18 protein-coding genes are annotated in these 26,344 nt (G+C 47.3%); 15 read left to right on the top strand and 3 right to left on the bottom strand.

The features are described 5' to 3' along the window. Nucleotides 1–140 precede the first annotated feature (140 nt). The 6 genes from ACE04G_RS29770 (at nt 141) to ACE04G_RS29745 (ending at nt 8,367) form a co-directional block, all read left to right on the top strand. Nucleotides 141–1,190: an LLM class oxidoreductase gene (locus ACE04G_RS29770; protein WP_339307731.1), complete on the top strand. Its 1,050-nt coding sequence runs from the start codon at nt 141–143 to the stop codon at nt 1,188–1,190. Nucleotides 1,191–1,640: 450 nt separating this feature from the next. Further along, nucleotides 1,641–2,381: a lysophospholipase gene (locus ACE04G_RS29765; RefSeq protein WP_486095405.1), complete on the top strand. Its 741-nt coding sequence runs from the start codon at nt 1,641–1,643 to the stop codon at nt 2,379–2,381. 113 nt (nt 2,382–2,494) lie between these two features. Further along, complete coding sequence (locus ACE04G_RS29760) at nt 2,495–3,016, top strand: MarR family winged helix-turn-helix transcriptional regulator (RefSeq protein ID WP_076209078.1); 522 nt, start codon at nt 2,495–2,497, stop codon at nt 3,014–3,016. A gap of 113 nt (nt 3,017–3,129) precedes the next feature. Beyond that, a complete protein-coding gene (locus ACE04G_RS29755) occupies nt 3,130–4,479 on the top strand; it encodes an FAD-binding oxidoreductase (RefSeq protein WP_221823217.1) in 1,350 nt (449 codons plus the stop codon). A gap of 183 nt (nt 4,480–4,662) precedes the next feature. Continuing rightward, nucleotides 4,663–7,353 carry a winged helix-turn-helix domain-containing protein gene (locus tag ACE04G_RS29750; protein WP_221823219.1) on the top strand — a complete coding sequence of 897 codons (2,691 nt, stop codon included), beginning with the start codon at nt 4,663–4,665 and terminating at the stop codon, nt 7,351–7,353. Between the two features lie 93 nt (nt 7,354–7,446). Next, entirely contained in the window at nt 7,447–8,367 is a 921-nt protein-coding gene (locus ACE04G_RS29745; RefSeq protein WP_221823221.1) for an NAD(P)-dependent alcohol dehydrogenase, read from the top strand. Nucleotides 8,368–8,475: 108 nt separating this feature from the next. Here the strand turns inward: ACE04G_RS29745 and ACE04G_RS29740 are convergent, their stop codons facing one another. The 3 genes from ACE04G_RS29740 to ACE04G_RS29730 form a co-directional block, all read right to left on the bottom strand. Next, the gene (locus tag ACE04G_RS29740; protein WP_221823222.1) at nt 8,476–8,772 is read right to left on the bottom strand and encodes a putative quinol monooxygenase; all 297 of its coding nucleotides are present in this window, start codon (nt 8,770–8,772) and stop codon (nt 8,476–8,478) included. A 97-nt stretch (nt 8,773–8,869) separates the two neighbouring features. Further along, nucleotides 8,870–9,520, bottom strand: a complete 651-nt coding sequence (locus ACE04G_RS29735; RefSeq protein ID WP_076209073.1) for a nitroreductase family protein — start codon at nt 9,518–9,520, stop codon at nt 8,870–8,872. Nucleotides 9,521–9,547: 27 nt separating this feature from the next. Then, nucleotides 9,548–9,967: a MarR family winged helix-turn-helix transcriptional regulator gene (locus tag ACE04G_RS29730; protein ID WP_221823224.1), complete on the bottom strand. Its 420-nt coding sequence runs from the start codon at nt 9,965–9,967 to the stop codon at nt 9,548–9,550. Nucleotides 9,968–10,386: 419 nt separating this feature from the next. Between ACE04G_RS29730 and ACE04G_RS29725 the strand changes: the two genes are divergently transcribed. The 9 genes from ACE04G_RS29725 (at nt 10,387) to ACE04G_RS29685 (ending at nt 26,332) form a co-directional block, all read left to right on the top strand. After that, on the top strand, nt 10,387–12,408 hold the full coding sequence (locus ACE04G_RS29725) for an AraC family transcriptional regulator (protein WP_486095400.1): 2,022 nt from the start codon (nt 10,387–10,389) through the stop codon (nt 12,406–12,408). A 50-nt stretch (nt 12,409–12,458) separates the two neighbouring features. Next, nucleotides 12,459–14,060, top strand: coding sequence for an AraC family transcriptional regulator (locus ACE04G_RS29720; protein WP_449003935.1), 1,602 nt, complete (start codon nt 12,459–12,461; stop codon nt 14,058–14,060). 108 nt (nt 14,061–14,168) lie between these two features. Continuing rightward, nucleotides 14,169–15,143 (top strand): ABC transporter substrate-binding protein, encoded by a 975-nt coding sequence (locus ACE04G_RS29715; RefSeq protein WP_449003934.1) that lies wholly within the window; start codon nt 14,169–14,171, stop codon nt 15,141–15,143. Further along, complete coding sequence (locus ACE04G_RS29710) at nt 15,140–15,952, top strand: hypothetical protein (RefSeq protein WP_449003933.1); 813 nt, start codon at nt 15,140–15,142, stop codon at nt 15,950–15,952. Before ACE04G_RS29715 ends, ACE04G_RS29710 begins: the two co-directional genes overlap by 4 nt. Before the next feature lie 235 nt (nt 15,953–16,187). Continuing rightward, complete coding sequence (locus ACE04G_RS29705; RefSeq protein ID WP_449003932.1) at nt 16,188–16,709, top strand: TetR/AcrR family transcriptional regulator; 522 nt, start codon at nt 16,188–16,190, stop codon at nt 16,707–16,709. Nucleotides 16,710–16,828: 119 nt separating this feature from the next. Continuing rightward, nucleotides 16,829–17,788, top strand: coding sequence for an SDR family NAD(P)-dependent oxidoreductase (locus ACE04G_RS29700; RefSeq protein WP_449003931.1), 960 nt, complete (start codon nt 16,829–16,831; stop codon nt 17,786–17,788). Nucleotides 17,789–18,139: 351 nt separating this feature from the next. Next, complete coding sequence (locus ACE04G_RS29695) at nt 18,140–24,229, top strand: beta strand repeat-containing protein (protein WP_449003930.1); 6,090 nt, start codon at nt 18,140–18,142, stop codon at nt 24,227–24,229. A gap of 111 nt (nt 24,230–24,340) precedes the next feature. Beyond that, nucleotides 24,341–24,580 carry a DUF896 domain-containing protein gene (locus ACE04G_RS29690; RefSeq protein WP_036670038.1) on the top strand — a complete coding sequence of 80 codons (240 nt, stop codon included), beginning with the start codon at nt 24,341–24,343 and terminating at the stop codon, nt 24,578–24,580. 321 nt (nt 24,581–24,901) lie between these two features. Next, nucleotides 24,902–26,332, top strand: a complete 1,431-nt coding sequence (locus ACE04G_RS29685) for an NAD(P)-binding domain-containing protein (RefSeq protein ID WP_449003929.1) — start codon at nt 24,902–24,904, stop codon at nt 26,330–26,332. The last annotated feature ends 12 nt before the right edge of the window (nt 26,333–26,344 follow it).

Genomic DNA, 26,344 nt, shown 5'->3' with positions numbered 1-26,344 from the left:
CGTTGCCAGAACTGACCCTGTTATTTTGTTGAGAGTTGTCACTACTTATGGGGTCAATCGATTGTTACAATTATATCAGTTCCAGTCGAATTAAAAAGATATCAGTCTACTGGATTACTATTGTTGTAGGAGGAGAAGGAATGAACAAACCTATAGATGTTATGGAACGAATAGAAAATCCGTCAACACAAGCGTTACACAACTTCAATCAACACCCTGGTTTCCGCCGCATGTTTGCCCCGGACCAGTTGACAATCGGGCTGTTTTTACCACTTAAATTTTATAAAGGTCATATGGATGTTCTAAAAGGTCAAGCTGACCTCGTGGAAATCATTGATCAACGAAATTTTGCAGCCGTATGGGTGCGAGATGTTCCTTTATTTGATCCTGCCTTTGGAGATGCTGGACAAGTATTTGATCCATTTATCTATCTTGCCTATCTTGCTGCAAGAACCCAAAACGTCTCCCTGGTAACAGGAAGCGCGATCTTCACGCTTCGCCATCCGATTGATTTAGCCAAGGCAGCTGCATCCATTGATGTACTTTCGGGCGGACGACTTGTGCTAGGGATTGCTTCCGGCGACCGACCTGCTGAGTTTCCGGCTTATGGGATAGATGGGGAGCATCGTGATGTGCGATTCCGGGAGACTGTGGAGTTTTTTCGTGAGCTTATACAGGATAGAACTGGCGCAATTCAATCTTCTCTTGGTCAATTGAAAGGGCTTGAATTGCTCCCGAAGCCCGTTGCTGATGGCATTCCGCTCGTTGTGACGGGCTCAAGCAGGCAGTCTTTAGATTGGATTGCAGAGCACAGTGATGGTTGGCTCACTTATCCCGAAGCAACGGCAAACGAATCCGGTCCTCAAATGCTTGGTCATAAGATTAATGCTTGGCGTGAAAAAATACCTGGTGGCATGTTCAAGCCGCATATGACGAACGAATGGATTGATCTTGTCGAAGATCCCAATTATCCTCGAACACCGCTTCGTGGCGGGTACATATTGCGGACAGGACGAGCAGGTCTGATTCAGCTATTGGAGGAATGGAGAGCAGTTGGCGTCAATCATGCTGCACTCGGTATTCATTTTTCGAGTCGACCTCCTGCTGAGGTGATTCAGGAGTTGGCAGAGGAAGTATTGCCACTCTTTCCCACGCATGTGGGTCCGAAGCCGTTGTTTACAGGGTGGTAGAACATGAAATTGGTGCCTGATGACACAGATAGCTTTTCTCCGCATTTCTATTAACGATCTGGAGAGTATCGATCCGCTGACAGCGATGAGGTCAGGAGTTCGATACTCTAGATACCATAAAGGAAAAAGACGTCATCATGTAACATATGATGGCGTTTTTTTGCCTCTATGTAAACGCTTTAATTAAATATAGACAAGGGATGCCGTCGGTGATAATATTGTTTCTATAAGAAACAATATTGTTCTTATGGAATACAATATGTTTCTTTATCTATTCCCGATTTGAAGCTTTTGATCTTGCAAGTAACAAGAGAAAAAGACCAAAAAAAGTCGTCCTCCACATTCTATTGGGTATTATGAGCACCTCATTCTTAAGTATACGAATAACGCCCTGTGCTAAAGAATTTAATTGTTTGGTGCTTGAGCGTAACGAGAGGATCGGGAAATATTATGAGTATAATTGAAACAACAATCGAATCTTTTGACGGTACTCGGCTATATTCTAGTAAGAATTTAGTTAGTGATGCAAAAGCCGCTGTCGTTATTGTTCACGGACTAGCTGAGCATGCAGGGCGCTACGATTATGTGACGGAACAACTAAATAAACGTGGTTTTAGCGTGTATCGCTTCGATCATCGTGGTCATGCCAGATCCGAGGGACAGCGTACGTTCTATAAAGAATTTGATCATCTTATTGAAGATGTTCATGTCATTGTGGAGGCGGCATTGCAAGAGAGTGGCGATCTTCCGCTGTTTGTGATCGGGCATAGTATGGGCGGTTTTGCAACCTCGTCCTTTGGAACGAAATATCCAGGCAAGGTCAGAGGCATCGTACTATCCGGAGCCCTCACTCGTTACAATACAAAAGTTGCCGGAGAACTGCCAATGGATCTTCCTGCAGGCACGTATTTCCCTAATGAGCTGGGCAGCGGCGTATGCAGTGATCCCGCAGTTGTATCCGCTTACGCGAATGACCCGCTGGTTGAAAAGCAGATCTCTGTAGATTTATTTAATAGTCTGGGAAATGGCGTAGCATGGCTGAAGGAGAACCCGAAGCAGTTTACAGATCCCGTGCTTGTACTGCATGGAGCAAATGATGGACTGGTCAGCGAAAAGGATTCCCGTGACTTTTACGGCGATATCGCTTCCACGGATAAAACACTCAAAATTTATGCTCATCTGATGCATTAAATATTTAATGAACCGACTCGTGATGATGTTATTGAAGAAGCAATTACATGGATTGAAAAACGAATCTGATTTCAGTAGAGTAAGAGAGAATCTGAATATGAAAGGGATTACGCATGAAATTAGATTGGATGGGCGACCATCGGGAACTGATTGAGAAAATTATCAAATACGGTAATGCGTACTCGAACACGTACAAGTTGCAACGAAGTTATGGTACAGACATGATGTTCTCGGCTTCACAGATTCAGACGCTGGAATACATTCTGGAAGCCGAGGACAAGGAAGAGAAGATGTCGGAAATGGCCGCACGCCTGGGCGTAAGCCGCAGTACATTTTCCAAGAACGTGAAGAATCTGACGGAAAAAGGCCTGCTCGAAAAATTTCATTTAAGCGGTAACCGCAAAGACATATACGTCAAACCTTCGCCGAAAGGTCGCGAGGTATATGCGAAGTATACCGAATTTGTAAGGGAGCTTTGCTTTGATGAGATTTTCAAGTATGCAGATCAGATTTCAGAAGCGGATAAGCAGAACTTTGTTCGCATCATGGATCTGTTTGCCGACGTGCTCGTCTGGTATGGTGAAAAAGAACAGGAAGCGCGCAAGTTAATCAGAATTGATTCCTCTGAAACATGAACCTTGAAAATTAAGGGCACCAGCCCATTCCCTCCGCGAATGTCCGTCATACAGTATAAAGTGCTTGATGCAGCAGAGGCTGTAGGACGATTATTCAGCAGGGAGTGGGATGTGTGAAATCATCAACAAAGCTTACCGGACGGGTTATTTATAAAGGAGATCCGGGATACGAAGCGGCGCGCAAGAACTGGGACCCGCATACCGACAAATATCCTAAAGTTTTTGTTTTTGCCCAACGGACGAAAGATGTATCCAACGCTATCCGATGGGCTCGTGAAAATAATGTACCGATCAGGCCGCGGAGTGGAAGACATGCGCTTGAGGTTAATCTTTCACAGGTTAACGGCGGAATTGTCATTGATGTAAGTGATCTGAATTCCATCAAACTTGATAAAAAAAATGGAACCGTTGTTGTGGGTACGGGTAACCGAGTAGGGAGAATTGCGAATACCCTTGCCAAGCAAGGTTTCATAGCTCCTTTTGGTGACAGCCCTACTGTAGGGATCGGTGGAATTACGTTAGGTGGGGGAATTGGGCCTCTCCAGCGTACGATTGGACTCATCAGTGATAACCTGCTTGAGGTAGAGATGGTGGACGCCAAAGGAAAAGTTATCCGGGCCAATAAAAATCGTAATGCGGATCTCTTTTGGGCCTCGCGGGGAGGCGGCGGCGGTAACTTCGGAGTGTACACCCGTTACAAATTCAAAGTGCGCCGGGCTCCAGCGAAGGCGACTGTATTTAAAATCACCTGGCCATGGGCTCAATTCGAGAAGGTGCTCAAAGTATGGCAGAGGTGGGCTCCCTCTGTGGATACAAGACTGGGCAGCGAGTTGTCCATCGGACCGAAAAAGGGTGGCAATGTCGTCATGGAGGGGCTGTTCCTAGGGTCAAAAACAGAGGCACTCCGTCTATTGGAGCCGATTACGAGTGTTGGCACACCGACAAGTTCCATTGTTCGTTTGTTACCTTACACGGAAGTTGTGAAGTTCTTATTACAACCTGATCCGACCGAGACTCAACGGTATAGTAACCAGTTCTCGTCCGGTTTTGGACGAAAACCATTCCCCGACAAAGCCATTAAATCGATGCGATCATTCTTGGAGAACCTGGAAGAGGGACCAGGCGGATTCTATTTCCTCAACTGGGGCGGAGCGGTAAGTCGCAAATCACCTAGATCTACCGCATTCTTCTGGCGCAAAGAGAAGTTCTATGTGGAATGGACCAGTACGTGGCTCAAACCATCCCATGCCGCCAAAAATATCGCACTCGCTCGTAATACTCGCAAGAAATTGCAACCATACATTGTGGGTTCCTATATCAACGTTCCAGACCAAGGGATCAAAAATTCCGGTCCAGTGTACTATGGAGCCAACTATGCCAGACTGCGGAGAGTCAAAGCCAAGTATGACCCGAAAAATGTGTTTAACAATCCGCAAAGCATTACTCCTGCTCGGATAGTGTAAGGTAGAGCCATTCATTTTTACTAGCAGCTAGTGTTAATCAGAAGTTAAATTCATCTATGTATTACTAATAATAAAGACACGTCTTTTATGGCGTGTCTTATTGATTTTTATGGTAGTATAGATGCCAAAACGATATATGAAATGATACAGTTGCTGTTCGACCCTTGAATGGAGGTATGGCTCATGTATGCACCGATCTTATCTACGAAATTAACCATTCCAGTTCAGCGCTCCCATGTAGTGGATCGTCCCCGCCTGTATGTCCGTTTCGGCGAGGGGATGCACGCTAAACTCATACTGGTCTCTGCTCCTGCAGGATCAGGAAAAACACTACTAGTCAATCAATGGGTTAAGTTTTCTTCAATAGATACAGCTTGGCTTTCGCTGGAAGAAGCGGATAACGATCCTTCACGTTTTTTGACATATCTATGTGCTTCGTTACAGACGATTTTCCCCAAGCTTGCTGAAGGAATCATGGGATTAGTTCAATCTTCCGAGCCTCCACCGATCGAGATCATTATTACATACCTTCTTAATGAAGTTTCTGAAATAACCGATCATTTTGTACTTGTTCTGGATGATTATCATCTCATGACTTCAGAAGTGATCCATCAATCGCTTGCCTACTTACTGAGGCACATGCCCCCGCATATGCATATCGTCATGACTACGCGTCAGCAACCCAAGTTACCTTTGGCTCGACTGCGGGCAAAGGGGGAATTGATTGAAATACGTGGTAGTGATCTGCGTTTTACTTCTGCCGAATGCAGTGAGTTTTTGGATCGGGTCATGGGATTGAAACTTTCAGAGGAACATGCTGCTCTCCTTGAAAAACGAACAGAAGGCTGGGTTGCCGGGTTGCAGTTAGCGGCCTTATCAATGCAGGGTTCTTCTGATCCAAATCACTTTATGGAAACGTTCAGTGGCAGAGACCCATTTGTACTGGACTATATAATGGAAGAAATATTACAAGGGCTAACCGAACAAGTACAGAACTTTTTGTTGAAAACGTGCATGTTGGATCGATTATGCGGTTCATTGTGTGATGCGATCTTGGATATAGATGAACCCAAGGAACATGAATCCGTTGATTTTACTGGACAGGACATGTTGGAGTGGCTGGAGCAAGCCAATCTATTCATCGTTCCCTTGGACAATGAGAGGCGATGGTATCGTTACCATCATCTGTTTGCAGATTTATTGCGTAAAAGAGTACACCAGAATTCAAATTATGCCGGCACAGCGGAGACCGATCTGTCTATTACTGAGATACATAAGCGAGCGAGTATCTGGTATGAGAAGCATCAAATGGAGCTGGAGGCTTTCAATCATGCTGTAGCTGCGGCAGATACTCATCGGGCATCGGATCTGTTGGAAGGTAAAGGTATGCCACTTCTTTTTCGCGGGGGTGCTGTTCCTGCCTTGCAATGGTTGAGGTCTCTATCCTCAGCAGAAATGGATTCAATACCTTCCCTATGGGTGATGCATGCGGCTGCGTTATTAGTGTCAGGATATATGATAGACGTCGAACCCAAATTGCAGTCTGCTGAACAAGTGTTACAAAATACCGAACCTGAAAAGGCCAATTCTGATCTCATCGGACATATCGCTTCCATCCGAGCCACGCTGGCTGTCAGCCGGCACGATGCGGATGCGATTATTACGGAGTCACTTCGAGCACTCAAATATTTGCATCCTCATAATCTGCCCATTCGTGCAGCAACAGCTTGGACATTAGGATATGCATACCAGCTTCAGGGAAAACGTGTGGAAGCCGAATTGTCCTACGAGGAATCATTAGCGAATAGTACCAGGATCGGACATCATATTATCACGATGATGGCGACACTGGGCGTGGGGAATATGCAGGAATCCAACAATCAGCTACACCTGGCGGCTGAAGCCTATCAGCAGGTGGTCCATATGGCAGGTAAGCCACCGCTACCCATTGCATGTGAAGCCCATTTGGGTCTGGCGCGAGTTCATTATGAATGGAATAACCTTGATGTGGCGATGTTGCACGCCCAACAGAGTGTGCAGTTGGCACATCAATTTGTCCAAACGGACAGGGTTGTTGCAAGTGAGTTATGGCTCGCCCGAGTGACGCTTGCGAAGGCGGATCTTCATCAAGCCGCTATCATGTTAGATAGAATCAACGAAACGGCCCAACAGTTAAATTTTACAAAGGCGATCCCTGATATTACTGCTGCATACGTTCTTGTGCTCCTTCGTCAGGGTGATCTGAAAAAGGCAATACGATTATCATGGGACAGAAATCATGCGCTTAGTCAGGCCAGAGTATTGCTGAAGCAGGGGAACACCTTGGAGGCACTTGGTATGATGGAATCCTGTCTTCGCTTGGCCATAACCAAAGGCTTCAAGGATGAACAGCTCAAGGCAACAATCCTTCTGGCGGTTATCCATGAGGAACATGGAAATAGAACACAAGCTATCGAGCTCCTGACTGAGGCCATGATGATGGCAGAGCCAGCTGGCTTCATTCGAATATTTGTAGACGAAGGTGTTGTTGTGCACAGTCTTTTGAAGAGTATGAGAGCACGCGGTGACTCACATTTATATCTGCTTCAATTACTGGCTGCATTTGATGAAGGTGAGGATAACAGAGTAGAAATGATTTCGGAAGAGACAGATGTATATCCGTACGTTTCTGAACTGCGAATTGATCCGTTAAGTGTGAGAGAGCTCGAAGTATTACATCTCATTGCGCAGGGAAGATCCAATCGGGAGATTAGTGAGATACTTCATATTGCACTGCCTACCGTGAAAGGACATAACCGGATTATTTTTGACAAAATGCAGGTGAAGCGACGAACCGAAGCCGTAGCAAAAGCACGTGAATGGAAACTCCTGTAACGGATGCATCTTTGAAACAATACTTTAGTATCTAGGGGCCGAACCCACTTCCCGATATACTCATGGCAAACAGGAACATGTGGGGGGAAAGATATGAGAGCTATCATATGTACAAAGTATGGATCACCAGATGTGTTGCAGCTTAAAGACATAGCGAAGCCATCACCCAAGGATCATGAGATTCAGATTAAAATACATGCAACAACCGTAACATCGGGGGACTGTAGAGTTCGCGGTTTTAATAGCCCATTCCTGTACTGGATACCCATGCGTCTGTTTTTGGGAATCCGAAAACCCCGAAATTCGATTCTGGGTGTAGAGTTAGCAGGCGAAGTTACGGCGATCGGCAAGGAAGTGAAGCGATTTAAATTAGGTGATCAGGTATATGCACTAAATGGAATGCGTTTCGGTGCCCATGCTCAGTATATATGTCTATCTGAAGAGGATCCCGTCACTTTGAAACCGGTTAATGCAACGTATGAGGAAGCAGCAGCTGTTCCGTTCGGTGGAACTACGGCCTTATATTTTCTGCTCAAAGGAAACATTAAACGGGGAATGAAAGTGCTCATCTATGGAGCTTCGGGAGCCGTAGGAACTGCTGCTGTACAGCTTGCAAAGTATTTTGGAGCAGAAGTGACAGGGGTATGCAGTACAACGAATGTGGAATTCGCGAAGTCACTTGGTGCCGAGCATGTTATCGATTATATGAAGGAAGACTTTACAAAAACAAGTCAGCGGTATGATCTGATATTGGATGCAGTTGGCAAAGTCTCGAAAGGTCAGTGTCGGCACCTATTGGCACCTAACGGCACATATGTCACTGTTGATGGGCAAGGCATCGCAAGGGTTACTGCGAAGGATCTGATACTTCTTAAAGAGTTGATGGAGGCTGGTAAGATGCAAGCGGTGATTGACAGACGTTATGCTTTGGAGCAAATTCAGGAAGCTTATCGCTATGTGGAAACAGGGCGAAAGAGGGGAAATGTCGTGATTACGGTCAAACATGAGAACTAATTGGCAGTGTGTCGAACTTACTTTTCAAAGGAATGAAAAAGCCACCCTCGGTCATATGACCAAGAGCGGCTTCTTTACATGCCAATTCGCATATCAGCCATTCAGCTATTATGCTTTAACTTGTTCTCCAGCAAATACTTCAACGTTCATTGGAGCGGCCATAAATGCTGCTGCTTGTTGAACAAAAGCTTGGAAATGTGCGCTTGTGTTGTGGGAAGCTGTAGCAGCTTCATCTTTCCACAGCTCGATCATCGTGTATTGTTGTTCGCGTTCTGTGCTTTTTGCCAAATCGTAGCTGATGTTACCTTCTTCTTGACGTGTTGCAGCAATCAGTTCTTTCGCAGATGCGAGGAATGCTTGCTCTTGGTCCGGTTTAATTTGCAGATGAGCGTGAATGATAATCATAATGTATAACCTCCATATGGTGTTTGTTTGGAATGTGTTAAGAATATATGCTTATTGACCCATTTAATCGAGACTTACAGGGAAACCGTCCCTGATATTATGCCCAAGTTGTGATGGTTTCTACAGGCAGACGGTAGGAAGGGTGACCTTCTTTGGCCGATTTACCGATCGAGATCAACATAACGGGTTGATAACGCTCTTTGTCCATGCCAAATGCTTCTGCAATCTGGTCTTTCTCATAACCACCAATTGGGTTGGTGTCATAACCATGAGCACGAGCAGCAAGCATCAATTGCATGGAAGCAAGGCCAGCATCGATCAGGTTAACGTCGCGAAGATCGGAAGCAGCCATCTTTTCGTAATAAGGCATTACAGTTTTGAGCTGCATATCCTTAATGTCTTGTGGCATGTAACCAAGTTCTACAGCTTTACCAAAAATCTCATCCATGTATTCAACGTTGTTCATATCAATAAATACGCCAATAACAGCGGCAGAAGTCAACACTTGATTTTGATTAAATCTCGCAAGTGGAGCAAGCTTTTCTTTACCTTCAGCCGTATCAACAACCAGAAAACGCCAAGGCTGCAAATTGATCGAAGATGGTGCACGGGAAGCTTCGGACAGAATTTCTGTCATCTCTTCACGGCTGATCTTCACTTCAGGATCGTAAAGTTTAACAGAACGGCGACCGTAGGTAATTTCGTTAAAATCATTGGTTTTCTGGAATTTGCTTTGAATTGTACTCATGCATGGATCTCTCCTCTATATATGGGTTTAGAAATTGTTGTGCATACGTTCCAGGAGATCGGCGAGTGACTGAACTTCGTCTTCACTGAAATCCTGTAAAATCTGGTTGATAAAATTGGTCTTCTCTGCTTTGTAGCCTTCAATCTGTTTCCGACCGTGGTCCGTCAAACGAACAAAAGTGACCCGATTATCGTCGGGGTTCTTGCGTCTTGTAACCATCAGGTCCGCCTCAAGCTGTTTCAAGTGGCGTGTAATCGCAGCACTATCAATGTTAATGATTTTCTGCAGCATGGATTGGTTAATCTCATCTACCTGATCCAGCTCATGCAGAATTTCGAAGCGAGAGGAACTGATACCTGTACAGCGTTCAAACTTGGGACTGATTTTGTTACCCAACACGTTCAACAGATTGATGATTTGTTCTTCTTTGGAAACAATACGTGTCATGACTAGACCTCCCGGGTGAATCTGAATCATGAACAACGGCGTATGTTAACCAATGATTAATGTTGCAGTATACAATGCCATTGCCTAATGATTATTTGTATGCTCTCGATCATTGATGTATCAATATTTGATGCGTCAATCATTGATGGCTCAATTAATATATCATGCCTTTTATGATTTTGCAACAGGTTAGAAAATGTTGCTGATTCTAGTGTTATTATCCCGCTATGTTACATTACAGTCCGTATATGTTGTCCAAATGCATAAGTTAATATTGATTGTTTATGTTATTGAGAATTATTATCAACTAACTTATAATGAAATGAAATGTACATAATGATCGAAAATAACAGGAAAGTTCATAACAGCAGCAAGAAGGTATGTCGATGTAATATGGCGGGAGGGAAAGTACAGCGGATATGAATTTGAATGATCACATCAGGTTGTGGAATCATGTTTTTGTCAAAATACTGGATGTACGCCAGAACGCTTTGGATCCTGGGGAGAAGCTGAAGAATTATCAACTACCAGCGAGTACCTATCTATATATCACCGACGGAAGTGCACGGATACGAATGGATCAACACAGATACATCGTGGAGGGATTCCACATCATTCATGGAGGCAAACAGGCGAATTTAAACATGGAGACGGATTCAGGCGTGACGTATTATATGATTTTGTACAAAGCCATTCTGGCCTTGCCCTGTGGGATGGAAATTCAGCATCTGATGGACCATGAACGTCCGTTCCAGGACCAATACGCACTTGTACCAACCCGTCCGCTGCAAATGTATCAGTGTATGGAGGAATTAAAACAGGAGTGGGAACAGTCCACTAAGCTTGCAAAGTTACATGCCAAAACCTTATTTCATCAATGGGTATATTCTTTGTTGGCAGACGTATACGAACAATCCATTCAGCCACATAAACCGGATACGGTCACACAGGCTATTGAATACATGAATGCTCATCTCCATGAGCCCATAGCTCTTGACGTAATGGCAGAAGCAATGGAATGCAGTGTGGGGCACTTGTCCAGGTTGTTCAAACAAAAGTTAAACATCAGTCCCATCCAGTATCTTGGACAGATCCGAATGGAGAGGGCAGCACATCTTCTGGTGCATACCCGTGCTACGCTGCAACAGATTGCAGAACAGGTCGGGTATCCGGATGCACATTCACTGAGCCGCAGCTTCAAAAAAATAAAAGGTCTTTCTCCAATTCGTTATAAAAAAGGAGTAAGCCAACGGTTTAACAAGTCGAAACAGACATTGGTATTGAACAACAAGCAAGATTTGCCCAGTATAATGCAAGAAAATGCCCTTCATTCGTTACATTCCCATCTATATAATGATATTGATTATCAATATCAAAAGAATGTTGGAGGGGAATTAATAATGCAAGGAAAATTCAAAATGACAGCACTAAGCATGATGTTGTGTCTAACGCTATTGCTCACAGCCTGTTCCAGTCCGGCACCGTCTGCAAGTGGTACGCAAACAGAGACCAATGCGGCTACTACACAATCGGGTAACCAGACAACGGAGACAGGGAAATCGACTGCACAGCCGGAGACGCGGACGGTCTCCACAATGAGGGGAGATGTGGTAATTCCAGCCAATCCTCAGTGTGTTGCTTCAGATCAATATATGGGGTACCTGCTGAAACTGGGCATTGTACCGGTTGGTGTAAGAACATTTATGCTGAACGAAGGATGGATTGAAAAGTCTGGCATTGCTGCTGATGTTATAGCGGGTATTGAGGATTTGGGAGGAGAGTTCCCAATGAATCTGGAGAAATTAGTGTCACTTGAGCCGGATCTCATCATCGGTTCCATTGATAAAAATATTGAGGATTACGAAAAAATTGCAACGACCGTCTTTTTACCTTATTGGGAAGGCGATAAAACTTCTGGTCCACTGGAAAAGCTGCGCCGGATTGCTGGTGTTTTTGGTAAAGAGAAGGAAGCAGAGCAATGGATCACGACATATGAAGAGAATATCGAAGAGACTAAGAAGCAGATTGATGGTGTGATTAAAGAAGGCGAGACCGTATCCATCATTCAAATAGGATACAAAGCGTTGTATGTCCTTGGTGCAGAAGGCGGGAACTATGGTAGTTCCACGATCTATGAGATGCTGAAACTGCCTCCTACTCAGCAAGCACTCGATATGAAGGATGGATTCGAGACGATCTCCCTTGAAGTACTGCCTGAGTATATGGGAGATCATATCTTCTTATATGGTTCGGGTAGCGAAGACGCCAAAGAGATCCTGAACAGCGAGGTGTGGAAACGTCTGCCTGCTGTGCAGAAAGGACAAGTCTACGCCTATGGTTCCTTGGATGGAACAGAGGATGAGTTCGTCATGGAAGATCCCTATTCACTGGAGTTGCAGTTGGATAGTATAAAGAATTTACTATTGGGAGCTAAAAAATAGAGTTAATTAGTTCACACAGAATCGGATCAGAACGGGGAGGGGACATGCGCATGGAGGAGAATGATTGGATCAAACAACTGGAGCAACTACATTTCTCTGCTGTCCACGTCTGCCATTACTCTAGCAATCCGGGGGCTGTCCAGCGTCGGATCTGGAAAAGGTTCGCCATTTGCAGGGTCATCGCTGGCAAGGGATCTTTGTCTATGGATAACATTGTACATACGGTGTCTCAAGACGAGTGGTTTTTGTTGAAGCCAGGAATGCATGTGGAGTTTCAGACGGATATGGAAGCACCTGTCCGATATCAGATCATTTTATTTTCCTGTGTTACACTTACCCGGCGTCGGAATGCTTGGCATACCGAGGCATTTGATCTCCCTGTGAAGGGCAAACTTAATGTTCCTTCCAATACACGTGATATTCAGGAGATGATGGATACCCTGGTGAGTGGAAAGTACTCCATCACGAGTCTGGAAAAGACGCGCAGGAAACATCTTTTGCATCAGTTGTTGATTCAGTTAATGGTGCACGTGAATGAAGCAACACCCCCTGAAGCGGGGATGGATTTGGCACTTGATTATATGACGCATCAGTATATGGAAAACATTCGAATGGATCAGATGGCCCGCATGGCAGGGCTTAGTGTGAATCATTTTATAAGAACATTCAAACGGCAACTCAATATGACCCCGATTGAATATATACTGAAACTACGTATGGCAAAGGCCAAGCAGCTGTTATTTTCTTCAGACAAAATCAAGGATATTGCAGAGCAAGTGGGTTATAAGGACGAGCACTATTTCAGCAGAGTTTTCAAGAAAAACGAAGGAATCGCCCCAACGTTGTATATGAAAAATAAAGTGAATCGCATTGCCACCTTGTATTACGGGTTGGACGATTATGTGATAACGCTCGGTTTGAGGCCAGTATCCGCTTTATCCTATGGTCAGAGGGTAGCTCGTCATGTTGCCGTACCTGCGCTTCAAGCACACAGTCATCAGGGACTTATCCTGGATAGCTTCAATCAGAACTATGATGATTTGAGGTTAGTCCAACCGGACCTGATCATTACAAGTGATCGTTTGGAGCCAAATAACTCCCTGCATCGTATCGCGCCTACCACCATGCTGGAGCACACCAACCATTTTGGGGAGAGGCTTATGTATATGGCGGACATTATGGGCCGCACCGAACAGGCTGTACAGTGGATAGAACAACATGCTGAACTGAGCCGGGTTCTTCGAGGACGCATTCAATCGAGGTGGGGGAAACAGAGTGCCATGTTCATCCGGGTGACTTCTCATTTCTACCGAATGTATGGATTGAACAACCAGACAGGGGCCCTATTGTATGATGATCTGGGATTTTATTTGCCTCGTGATTTTCCGGAACAACAGTGGGCTGTAGAGAGTAAAGTTTGCGATTTGCAGTTATACGACGCGGATCATGTGTTTGTAATGGTCGATCCCACAGAAGAGGCACGTGCTCAACTGAGGCAATTACAGCAATGCAGTGCATGGTTGGCATTAAAGGCTGTTCAAGAAGGCCGTGTATATAATGCAGGAGATATTTTCTTCAAAACGCTGGGTCCCACCGGACGCATGTGGGCCATGCGATATGTGGCAGAGCAACTTGGGGTTACCTTAAGGTGATATTGTGCAAGAGAAGAGAGTGGAATAATCCATGGTCAGCCTGTACGCTTTTCCCTACTATAGTGATAATGATTATTATTATTAAATAGTAGAGGGGATTTACTACAAATGGTAAGACAGAGAGCAACAACGATGATACTGTTGACCCTGCTTGTGCTCGTTCTGACGGCATGTAGCAAGGCAACAGAAGCAACGCCTCCGCAACAGGATACACCTGTGGAAGAGAGTGGTACACAAACGATTGAGCATCTTAAAGGAACAACGGTTGTACCGCAAAAAATAGAGCGGATGGTGGTATTATCGGCTGCTTACATCGATCACATGTTGACGATTGGTGAGAAACCAGCAGGCGTTAATGTAGAAGTTCGTTACGGAGGAGATTATTTGCCTTACTTTGCAGATCAGCTTGCCGGCATTCCAACGGTAGGGTCTGCAGACAGTCCTAACCTGGAGGCTATCCTTCAGATTGATCCGGATGTCATCGTTATTGAGAGTCGAACTGCGGAGAGTACGTATGATCAGTTGGAGAAAATCGCTCCGACGATTGTACTTGGTACTGAATGGCTGGATTTTGTTGATGATACAACATATTGGACACAGGATCTGTTGACCATTGCCGGGATGTACAACAAAGTGGATCTGGCAAAAGAAAAGATAGCCGAGGTTGAGCAGCAGGCGAAGCAACTAAAAGCGAAGATCGATCAACTGGATCAAAAAAAGCTGGCTTATCTGCGTGTAAGAGAGAAGACCTTGCAAATATACGCGGCAAAGGGACATCCAACCAACACACTTTTGTATCATGACCTTGGATTTGTGCCAACGACTGTGACACCTTCCGAACAACGTGAGGACCTGTCCATGGAGAAAATTGCAGATGTGGATGCTGATTTCGTAGTTCTGGAGATTGACCCGAATGCCGATGAGTATTTAAACAACATCAATGCAAGCTCACTCTGGAAAAAAGTACCGGCTGTTGGTGCAGATCAGGTCTACACGACAGACTCGTTCTGGTTGTTTAAGGGCTGGGGAGCAATTGGGCGAAGCGAGATTATCAACGAAGTTGAAGACATGATTAATAGATGAGACGTTATCCAAGACATGATTATTCAGAGATGTCGGGAGCGTTACAGCAATTTTTTGTGACGACGATCCAAGCGACTTGTGATGATTCCAAGTATCCTTTCCATGTGAAAGATCTGCTGAATGAAGAGAAACGAAACTTGATATTGCGTGAACAGGCTGTGCAGCAAGGGCTTCAATTGGGCGGCAAAGGAAGTGTGGCTGTCGGTACACTTTTTGCCAAACGTTACTCCGTATTTGTTATGTCCGTAATCTCAGCTTTCAGTCTATACGATACGATACTTAGCGTTGCAGACGATGATGTGCGGTTTGAATTGAATGGAGCAGGTGGCATGCGATATGCGACTCGGCTGGAGAGAACCTCTCTGGAGGCTGAAGATCCTGTTCAGCGCAGGTCAGAGAGTGGTTTGCTCAAGAAAAGAGTGCTGTTACATCTGGAACCTGTCCTGCGAGCGGTAGCCGTCGGAACAGGAGCGAGCGATAAGGTCATGTGGTCTCTGGTTGCGCATAATGTGCAACAATTGTATGCACGAATGATTAATGATCAGAGCATATGGAAGACAGATGAACGGCTTGCAAAGATTCAAGCAGATCAAAGCCTCTGGCTGGATCGGCAAAACGATAATGCATGTACATTTGCCAATGAGCTACAGTGCTTCGAACATTCCAGTTGGCAGGGACCGCCGTTCCTGATACGTCGATATTGTTGTTTGGCTTATCAGGTTGGAGACGGAAGTCATACACATGGGTATTGTGACAGTTGTCCGAAGCTGGATTCGGAATCCCGATTGCGCAAACTTCTCCAGCAGTGAACAGACACTCTTGTACCGCATGGTACGAATCTGTTTCAGACAAACCATGTTCTCTTCGGTTTCCAGTGGATAGAATCTATGATCGACAAGTTACACAACCTGCAGCGGCTTAAGCCAGCGTCTGCGGGTTTGTTGGCTTTGTACAAGGTCACGATACCTTTGCATTGAGGGATAGTATTCGTTATACTTCAAGCTATTGATCAATTAATTACTAACTATTGGAGGGCGGATTATCATGGCTAAAGATACAGCAGCGTCGGTTAACCGGCGAAATGATATTATCTCTGCAGCAATTGACGTCTTCGCGGAAATTGGCTATTATCGTGCAACTACAGCCCAGGTGGCTGAACGGGCACAGATCTCACAGCCGTATATATTTCGTTTTTTCAAAACAAAAGAAGCTTTATTATTAACTGCAATTGAGGTCTCATGGACACGGGTGATTGATTCGTTTCGAATTGTGGTGGAGACGGCGACACCAGATCAGTTAGAGAATGATCTCATTGAAGCCTATGATAAGATTCTGGAATCGCACAAGAGCGAAATCTTGCTTCAGATGCAGGCGCAAACGATCCAGGAAGAAGTTATTCGTCAGGCCATGCAAAAAGGCATGAGTGATGTAAGAGCCATGGTACTGGAAGCTTTCACAGTTGCAGGAATTGCCGAACCTCTGAAAAGAACAATGATTTTCCTGGCGATCGGGATGTTATGTAATATATCTACTGCGCTGGATATGCCAGAGCTCAAGGATCGATAGAGAGGGAGGTAAAGTCCCTTTTTGAATTTTAGTTATTGATCAATCACTAAATATGATTTATATTATTTTCAGATAAGTAATTGATCAATAACTAAATGGATGGAAGAGGTCGATATACGATGAAAAAGGCTATTGTGATTGGAGCCACAGGTGGAACAGGTGCAGCGATTACGGAGGAATTGATTAGACAAGGGATTTCTACGATCGCATTTGGGCGCTCCCGTCAAAAGTTGGAGCAACTTGCGGTAAAATTGGGATATCCGGATCACCTGTTAATTGCAGTTGGAGATGCATTTCGGTCGGAGGATATTATTGCTGCTTCCCAAGGTGCCGATGTCATATTTCATTGTGCGAATGTCCCTTATAACGAGATGGAGAGCAGACTGATTCCGCTCGGTGAATCTGTGATGGCGGCGGCAGAACACTTGGGTCTGAACGTGGTTGTTATAGACGGAATCTATCCCTATGGCAGAAGACAAATGAAGGAAGTAACCGAAGAACATCCGAAACAGCCACATACGCGCAAAGGCAAGACACGACTTGCCTATGAACAGATGTTATTCAGTGCAAAATGGAGCAAAGCTCAGGTGATGATCGTTCGTTTGCCAGATTATTATGGCCCATCGGCTAATCAAGCTTCCTATCTGGGTTCAACCCTTGAAGCGATAGCAAAAGGAAAGATGGCATTTTTTATCGGGAATATGAATGTGCCGAGAGAGTATATTTATTTGCCGGATGCTGCGGTAATGGTGGTGGAGCTGGCAAGCAGAGAGAAGACGTATGGACAGAACTGGAACATTCCTGGATCGGGGATCATCTCGGGTCATGACATCGTGCGTTTGGCACAGAAGGCTGCAGGAAGAAGTAAGCCTGTGATGGCGTCAGGAAAAATAGGGTTGTCGGTGATCGGACTAGGTGTACCCGTTATGAAAGAAATTGTAGAAATGTTATATCTGACCGAGGAACCCCTGATCTTGAGTAGACAGAAGTATGAGGAACGGATTGGCCCGATTGTGGCAACATCTTTTGAGGAAGGAATTAAGTTGACGATTAAGGAGTTGGAGTTGCAGGGGGAGTAGAGGGGAATATATTTTTTAGAGAAAAGTAATTGATTGATCACTAACTATAGAGGTTCCATAGGTATATTGAATAGGGGGCGCACAAAGCTAGTCCCGGGCATAGAGTGTACTATTGTAAAATGCGGAGAATCGACGTGGTGTACGAGGAGGGGGGATTTTCTTGTGAGCGGTATATCCAAAAGGAAACGCAAAATTTCCTCAAGTAGTACAGGCAAACGGAAAGCAAAAAAATCAAAAAAACACTCTATCCCAAAGAAGAAGAGTAAGTCTTGTAAGAAAAGCAAACGTAAATGCAAAAAAAAGAAAAATCACAGGATTCCTTTCCTTCGCGGCCCACGGGGGTATCAGGGAATGAGAGGATTCACTGGAGCAACAGGTGCTACTGGGTTAACCGGAGACCCTGGGTATCCCGGCATATGGGGAGCAACCATTTTAACAGGACGGACCGGAGTAACTGGAACCACGGGAAGTACCGGAATAACCGGAGTCACAGGTGCAACAGGAGCTACCGGACTGATGGGCACCACAGGTGTGACTGGAACTACAGGAGCTACAGGTGCAACTGGCACCGGACCTACAGGAACCACAGGAACAACCGGTATAACCGGCTTTACGGGTAGCACCGGATTTACAGGTCCAACTGGAGCAACTGGTCCCACTGGAATTGGTGTGATGGGACTAACTGGATCTACTGGTGAAACAGGATTCACTGGGGTGACTGGAGCGACAGGAATTATAGGTCCGACTGGTGCCACTGGTTCAACGGGTATAACCGGATTTACAGGTGCTACAGGATTTACCGGAGCGACGGGTCTAATAGGTATTATGGGTGCGACTGGATTAACGGGAAGTACTGGAGAAACTGGAACCACAGGCCCGTCCGGAGTAACAGGAACAACTGGTATAACTGGAACCACAGGTATCATAGGAGTCAGTGGCGTAACTGGAACGACAGGTACTACGGGCGCGACCGGCCCAACCGGTGAGACAGGTATCACCGGAGTTACAGGCGCTACAGGATTTACTGGGGCGATAGGAGCAACGGGAAGTACGGGGCTAACTGGAAATACTGGCATAACCGGAACGACAGGGATCACTGGTGCGATCGGGTCTACGGGAGTTACTGGTGTTACGGGTGTAACCGGATCTACTGGAAATACGGGTGCTTCAGGGATTACTGGATTTACGGGCAGTACAGGTGCGACCGGCACGACTGGTTTGACAGGATTCACCGGAGCGACAGGAAGTACTGGTGAGGCGGGGCTAACAGGAGTTACAGGTACGACCGGATTACCTGGCGTTACGGGTACCACGGGTGTAACCGGTTCTACTGGAATTACAGGCCTAACGGGAATTACTGGAGCAACTGGCACTACCGGTATCACAGGTACGACTGGTGTGACAGGACTCACTGGGGCCACTGGTATAAGTGGTGTTACTGGTGAAACAGGACCATCAGGCACAACCGGATTAACTGGCGTTACTGGAATTGCGGGCACAACAGGAACGACTGGAGTAACCGGTGCAACAGGTATTACTGGATTTACAGGCAGTACAGGTGCGATCGGAGCAACTGGTGCCACTGGCACAACCGGAGTCACAGGTACGACTGGTGTGTCAGGACCCACCGGGTCTACTGGAGAAACGGGTACCACCGGAGTTACAGGTGCTACAGGATCTACTGGGGCGATAGGGGCAACGGGAAGTACAGGTACAAACGGCGTTACTGGCATAACAGGTACGACTGGTACTACGGGAGTTACAGGTATAACCGGCAATACTGGTATAACAGGAGCCACAGGAATTACTGGAGATACCGGTCCAACAGGGGTCACAGGAACGACAGGTGTGACGGGATCAACTGGCGCAACTGGAGAAACGGGGATTTCAGGTGCAACCGGAGTCAGTGGCACAACAGGAATTACCGGAGCTACCGGAATTACGGGTGCTACAGGAAACACCGGGACGACAGGTGTAACTGGAGAAACAGGGTTCACAGGACTAACGGGAGTTACCGGTCCAACAGGAACGACAGGGTTAACAGGGGTAACCGGAATCACCGGTGAGACCGGAGCCACAGGGATTACAGGTACAACTGGACTAACTGGCATTACTGGAACCACGGGTATCACAGGCGTGACCGGAGCTATCGGACTGACTGGTGTCACTGGGGAAACGGGTTTAACAGGATTCACAGGCACGACAGGAGCGACGGGACCGACTGGAGCAACTGGAGCAACCGGAATTACAGGTATCTCGGGAGTGACTGGCGTAACCGGAACGACGGGAATTACGGGAGCGACCGGGGCCACTGGTGTCACTGGAGAGACGGGTCTAACGGGAGGTACAGGTACAACTGGTATTACAGGTCCTACGGGTGCGATTGGACCAACTGGTATTACCGGAAACACGGGTATCACAGGCGTGACCGGAGCCACTGGTGCGACTGGGATCACAGGAATCACGGGTACAGCTGGTGTAACTGGCCCAACAGGTGCGACTGGAGAAACAGGAAGTACAGGTTCCACGGGAGTAATCGGCGCAACCGGAACAACTGGTGCAACTGGAGAGACAGGACTAACAGGACTAACAGGACTAACAGGTATAACTGGAGCTACTGGAAGTACGGGTGCGACGGGAACAACTGGTGTTACAGGTGCAACCGGAGTTACTGGTTCAACTGGTAATACCGGAGCTACTGGCATAACCGGGGTCACCGGCGAAACAGGGCCAACGGGCACAACTGGCTTAACTGGCGTTACGGGTACAATTGGTGTGACCGGAGCAACAGGCGTCACCGGAGAGATGGGTCTAACTGGGAGCACAGGAGCCACAGGAATTACTGGTGCAACCGGAATTACTGGAGATTTAGGTCCAACAGGGGTCACAGGTACGACTGGCGTGACGGGACCGACCGGTGCAACTGGAGAAACGGGAATTACCGGAACCACTGGCGTTACTGGGGAGACAGGTCTAACAGGAGGTACAGGTGCAACTGGACTAACTGGTATTACCGGAATCACGGGTACAGCTGGTGTAACGGGCCCAACAGGTGCCGCTGGAGCAACAGGAAGCACAGGTGCCACGGGAGTAACCGGAACAACTGGTGTAACTGGAGAGTCGGGTCTAAGAGGAGTCACTGGTGTCACCGGGGAAACGGGTATAACCGGGGCCACAGGTGTAACGGGCCCTATCGGTTCGACTGGCCCTACAGGAGAGACTGGGTTAACCGGGGTCACAGGTCTGACTGGTGTGACGGGACTGAACGGTGCAACTGGAGAAACTGGAATTACAGGTACAACTGGACTAACTGGCATTACTGGAACCACGGGTATCACAGGAGTGACCGGAGCTACCGGACTGACTGGTGTCACTGGGGAAACGGGTCTAACAGGATTCACAGGCGCGACGGGACCGACAGGAGCAACGGGAATTACAGGTATCTCGGGAGTGACTGGAGTAACAGGGTTCACAGGACTGACGGGAGTGACCGGGGCCACTGGTGTTACTGGGGAGACCGGTCTAACTGGAAACACAGGTGTGACGGGCCCTACCGGTTCGATTGGCCCGACTGGTTTAACTGGCGTAACAGGAACAACTGGTATTACGGGAGTAACTGGAGAGACAGGACTAACAGGTGTAACTGGAACTACTGGAAGTACGGGCGCGACGGGAACAACTGGTGTTACGGGTGCAACCGGAGGTAGTGGCACAACAGGAATTACTGGTATAACTGGCGCGACAGGACTCACCGGGTCTACTGGTTCAACTGGTATTACCGGAGCTACGGGCATAACGGGGGTCACCGGAGAAACAGGGCCAACCGGCACGACTGGCTTAACTGGCGTTACGGGTACAATTGGTGCGACTGGAGCAACAGGCGTCACTGGAGAGACGGGTCTAACTGGGAGCGCAGGAGCCACAGGAATTACTGGTGCAACCGGAATTACTGGAGATATAGGTCCAACAGGGGTGACAGGTACGACTGGAGTGGCGGGTTTAATTGGCGCAACTGGAGAAACGGGGATTTCAGGTGCGACCGGAGTTAGTGGCACAACAGGAATTACTGGAGCTACCGGAACTATGGGGGTTACAGGAAACACCGGAACGACAGGTGTTACTGGAGAAACAGGGTTCACAGGAATAACGGGAGTGACTGGTATAACCGGAACGACGGGAATTACGGGTACCACCGGAGCTACTGGCGTCACTGGAGAGACAGGAGCTACAGGCCTGACGGGAAATACAGGACCAACGGGTGACACCGGATTTACAGGTCCAACAGGTGAAACAGGAATAACTGGAGAGACGGGGCTAAACGGAGTCACTGGTGTCACCGGGCTAACGGGTCTATCCGGGGCCACAGGTGTAACGGGCTCAACCGGTTCGACTGGCCTAACAGGAGTGACAGGACTAACAGGTATAACTGGAGTCACTGGAAGTACGGGTGTGACAGGAGCAACAGGAGCAACAGGAGCAACAGGCGTCACTGGAGAGACGGGTCTAACTGGGAGCACAGGTACGATTGGGGCAACGGGTATCACGGGAGTTACTGGTGTAACAGGAGCCACAGGAATTACTGGTGCAACTGGAGCTACTGGAGCTATAGGTCCAACAGGGGTGACAGGTACGACTGGTGTGACGGGATCAACTGGAGAAACAGGGTTCACAGGACCAACAGGTGCGACTGGCTTAACTGGTGTTACGGGTACAACAGGTGCGACCGGAGCCACTGGGGTCACAGGGGAAACGGGTACGACTGGAGCAACGGGAAGTACGGGTACTACAGGAGCTACTGGTGTTACGGGAATAACTGGAGCCACGGGCATTACAGGAGAGACGGGGGTAACAGGCGTTACCGGCACGACAGGACCAACAGGACCAACAGGACCAACCGGAGCCATTGGTGCGACTGGCATAACCGGAGTCACTGGTACGACTGGAGTTACAGGAGCAACGGGGAGTACGGGTTCTACAGGAATAACTGGCGTAACCGGGCCGACTGGTGCTACTGGAATTACTGGCCAAACTGGTGAGACGGGTCTAACCGGGATTACAGGTGCGACTGGTGCTACTGGAATTACTGGGGTAACTGGATTTACAGGAGTTACAGGGGCAACCGGTCTAACGGGTATTACTGGTGACACAGGAATAACCGGCACGACCGGCGTAACTGGCATTACGGGTGTGACTGGAGCTACCGGAATTACAGGTGCCACCGGCACAACTGGTGCCACTGGAGAGACGGGTGTAACAGGGGTCACAGGTACGACTGGTGTGACGGGACCCACCGGGGCTACTGGAGCAACGGGAACTACGGGAGTTACTGGCGTAACCGGCGCGACTGGAACTACGGGTGCGACTGGTGCCACTGGCATAACTGGCATAACTGGTGTTACGGGTACAACAGGTACGACTGGAGCCACTGGGATAACAGGTGTGACTGGAGCAACAGGAACCACGGGCATTACAGGAGAGACGGGTTTAACAGGCGTTACAGGCACGATCGGTGTAACGGGACCGACCGGAGCAGCTGGGGCTACAGGGCTCACAGGTGTATCAGGAGCCACAGGCACAACAGGAATTACGGGTATCACGGGGGTGACCGGTGCTACAGGAACTACAGGTACAACGGGTGTAACAGGAGCCACCGGAAGTACTGGTTCAGCAGGAGTTACAGGTATAACTGGCGCTACCGGAGCAACTGGAGAAACAGGAATAACGGGAGCTACTGGTTCTACAGGTGCAACTGGGGTTACAGGCATCACAGGAACAACCGGCACAACAGGAATTACTGGCCCGACTGGACCAACTGGGGCTAACGGAATAACGGGGGCAACCGGTGTAACGAGTGCAACAGGAGCTACGGGAGCCACTGGAGCAACAGGAATCACAGGAACAACAGGTGCAACCGGGGCAACGGGCTTGACAGGAGCCACTGGACCAACCGGCCCCAATTTTGCAACACAAGGGTTCTCTGCCTTCCTGGCTACACTTTCGACAGCAACGAGCGCACAATTAACCAACTGGACAACAACGAGTCCTTATTACGGTAATGCCAACTTTAATGCAACTACGGGGAATTATACCGTCCCGGTAACTGGAAGATACTCGATTGTGGCCACGATCAATTATGCAACGACCGCAGCGATTGCTCTATCTCTGGGTGCTGGTGTTAACCCAGCCTTTCTTGTACAGAGAACATCCCCTACGGTAACGACACTTGTCAGTGGTTTGTTGCCCGTCCTAAATGTCGCGATTACGCTACTCACACTGCGGGCAGTGCTGGGAAGTGGTTCAGTGACTTTGGCAGTAGAAGTCGCACTGAACGCGGGAGATGTGATTGGACTGTTCTATGCTGCAAACGGGTTGACGATTACGTTGAACCTGGGCAGTGGTGCTACAAATGGCATTGTGTGGTCTGTGCATGAGATCACCTAAACACTTCTCAACGGATTGCGCCTATGGACAAATTCGTAAAGTTGTAATAAGTTAGTTTGAAGATATTCGAAATATCTTTTGGAAATTGGACTAACAAGTGAGGTGGATTACATGATTCCTATTTTGGGACGCATTAACGAATTAAGTCGAAAACAACGTAGCAGCGTCGGTTTGACAAAAGCAGAACAAAGCGAGCAGCACGAGCTTAGAAAACAATATTTGCAGGCTATTCGAGGTCAGGTGCTGACAACCATGCTGGCAGTATCCGTTGTGGACCCACTGGGTCATGATGTGACCCCTGAGAAATTAACCAATGAAAAATTGCAGCGCCGTGAACAAGCCGGCCAATAGCATTCCTTTAAAAAGACAGACCAAGGTTACATCTTGGTCTGTCTTTTTTTTCTGCAAATCATTCATTCAGCAGGAACTGCATTAATGATCCAGTTAGGTATTTCGTGCAGATTAACAAGCATGTCAGTTTTTTTTAGTTTTGATGACAATAAATCTGCCGCGAACTTCAAATGATCTCGGATAACTCATATAATAACGCTAATATATTTAAGCAATACAAGGTGAAAGCACAATTAACCTCAATATAACTAACAACAAACTTACATCAAATAATCAAAGAAAGACTAGTTCATATATGTATCTCGAAAGGGTTGATGAATCATGAGTCTGGAGGCTTTGAATGAACGTGTGAAGAATGATCTGGCTTATTTATCATTTGGTGGCGCGAACTGGGTACGTCCAAGAGAACATGCAGATGGTCATGTCTATGATGTTGTCATTGTAGGCGGAGGCCAGAGTGGATTAGGGGCAGCATTTGGACTTCTTCGCGAGCGGATATCCAATATTGTTGTTATTGACGAGAATGCATCGGGGCTTGAAGGACCTTGGGAGACTTATGCACGCATGGTTACTTTGCGCACACCTAAGCATCTGACTTCCATCGATCTGGGTATCCCCTCGTTAACCTTTCGCTCATGGTGGGAAGCACAGGTTGGGCCCGAAGGTTGGGAAGAGGTAGATAAGATCCCGCGCGGAGACTGGATGAATTATTTACGCTGGTATCGGAAAGTGCTGAATCTGCCTGTGTTTAATGAGGTGAAATTAACGCTGGTTGAGCCAATAGAGAACGGAATACATCGACTTCATGTGAACAAGGCAGGAACTCAGAGGGATGTTATCCTTGCTCGCAAAGTAGTGTTTGCTACGGGAATACAAGGTGGTGGAGAGTGGCATGTACCTTCCATGATTGCGGATAGATTACCTCGGGAGCTGTATGCCCATACGTCTGAAGCCATTGATTTTGATCGGTTAAAAGGTAAAAGGGTGGCTGTGCTTGGGGGCGGCGCTTCTGCATTCGATAATGCGAGTTATGCCCTTGCCACCGGTGTGGCGGAAGCTCATGTATTTGTACGACGGGAACAACTGCCAAGTGTCAATCCCATTCGTCAGATGGAACAATCCGGTATGATTGAGCGATACCACGCTCTTCCGGTTGCTGATAAATATGAAGTGATCTCTCATTTCTTCAAATTCAATCAACCGCCAACCAACGATACGTTTAATCGTGCAGCAGCCTGGCCTGGATTCGAACTGCATTTGAATTCGCCTTGGCTGAGTGTGGAAGCGACGGAGCAAGGCGCGATAGTGCATACGGCACAGGGAGCATATACGTTTGATTTTCTAATTATTAGCACAGGTCTGCTTAGTGATCCGGCACTCCGTCCTGAGCTGAAGCTTGTGGAGCCGTACATCGCGCGTTGGGAGGACTGTTACCAAGCTCCACCAGGGCATCGCAATGCATTGCTGGACGCACATCCATACCTGAGTTCCGGGTTTGCAATGACAAGCAGAAGTGAACAGGGTGAGAAAGCGTTGCACGGACTATTTGTATTCAACTACTCTGCACTTGCCAGCTGTGGTCTGTCGGCATCGGCAATATCGGGGACCAAGAGTGCAGTGCCGAAACTGGTCTCTGCTATAGCGGATCAGTTGTTCCTCGATGATCGGGAGATTATTTTGGAGCAATTCTATGCGTATGAAGAACAGGAATTTACGGCTACATGGGTGAAAAGTGGTGCCCTCGCTGAGTAATTGCACTCTATA

Source organism: Paenibacillus sp. AGC31 (assembly GCF_057334655.1).
Note: the sequence above shows the minus strand (reverse complement) of the source record. Positions and strands in the feature narration are given on the sequence as shown.

Bases quoted from the DNA above. Each gene is read 5' to 3' on its own strand.
- ACE04G_RS29685 (WP_449003929.1), top strand. From the start codon at position 24,902: ATGAGTCTGGAGGCTTTGAATGAACGTGTGAAGAATGATCTGGCTTAT.
- ACE04G_RS29705 (WP_449003932.1), top strand. From the start codon at position 16,188: ATGGCTAAAGATACAGCAGCGTCGGTTAACCGGCGAAATGATATTATC.
- ACE04G_RS29740 (WP_221823222.1), bottom strand. From the start codon at position 8,772: ATGATTATCATTCACGCTCATCTGCAAATTAAACCGGACCAAGAGCAA.
- ACE04G_RS29720 (WP_449003935.1), top strand. From the start codon at position 12,459: ATGGAGGAGAATGATTGGATCAAACAACTGGAGCAACTACATTTCTCT.
- ACE04G_RS29700 (WP_449003931.1), top strand. From the start codon at position 16,829: ATGAAAAAGGCTATTGTGATTGGAGCCACAGGTGGAACAGGTGCAGCG.
- ACE04G_RS29695 (WP_449003930.1), top strand. From the start codon at position 18,140: ATGAGAGGATTCACTGGAGCAACAGGTGCTACTGGGTTAACCGGAGAC.
- ACE04G_RS29765 (WP_486095405.1), top strand. From the start codon at position 1,641: ATGAGTATAATTGAAACAACAATCGAATCTTTTGACGGTACTCGGCTA.
- ACE04G_RS29745 (WP_221823221.1), top strand. From the start codon at position 7,447: ATGAGAGCTATCATATGTACAAAGTATGGATCACCAGATGTGTTGCAG.
- ACE04G_RS29730 (WP_221823224.1), bottom strand. From the start codon at position 9,967: ATGACACGTATTGTTTCCAAAGAAGAACAAATCATCAATCTGTTGAAC.
- ACE04G_RS29750 (WP_221823219.1), top strand. From the start codon at position 4,663: ATGTATGCACCGATCTTATCTACGAAATTAACCATTCCAGTTCAGCGC.
- ACE04G_RS29715 (WP_449003934.1), top strand. From the start codon at position 14,169: ATGGTAAGACAGAGAGCAACAACGATGATACTGTTGACCCTGCTTGTG.
- ACE04G_RS29735 (WP_076209073.1), bottom strand. From the start codon at position 9,520: ATGAGTACAATTCAAAGCAAATTCCAGAAAACCAATGATTTTAACGAA.
- ACE04G_RS29760 (WP_076209078.1), top strand. From the start codon at position 2,495: ATGAAATTAGATTGGATGGGCGACCATCGGGAACTGATTGAGAAAATT.
- ACE04G_RS29770 (WP_339307731.1), top strand. From the start codon at position 141: ATGAACAAACCTATAGATGTTATGGAACGAATAGAAAATCCGTCAACA.
- ACE04G_RS29725 (WP_486095400.1), top strand. From the start codon at position 10,387: ATGAATTTGAATGATCACATCAGGTTGTGGAATCATGTTTTTGTCAAA.
- ACE04G_RS29710 (WP_449003933.1), top strand. From the start codon at position 15,140: ATGAGACGTTATCCAAGACATGATTATTCAGAGATGTCGGGAGCGTTA.
- ACE04G_RS29690 (WP_036670038.1), top strand. From the start codon at position 24,341: ATGATTCCTATTTTGGGACGCATTAACGAATTAAGTCGAAAACAACGT.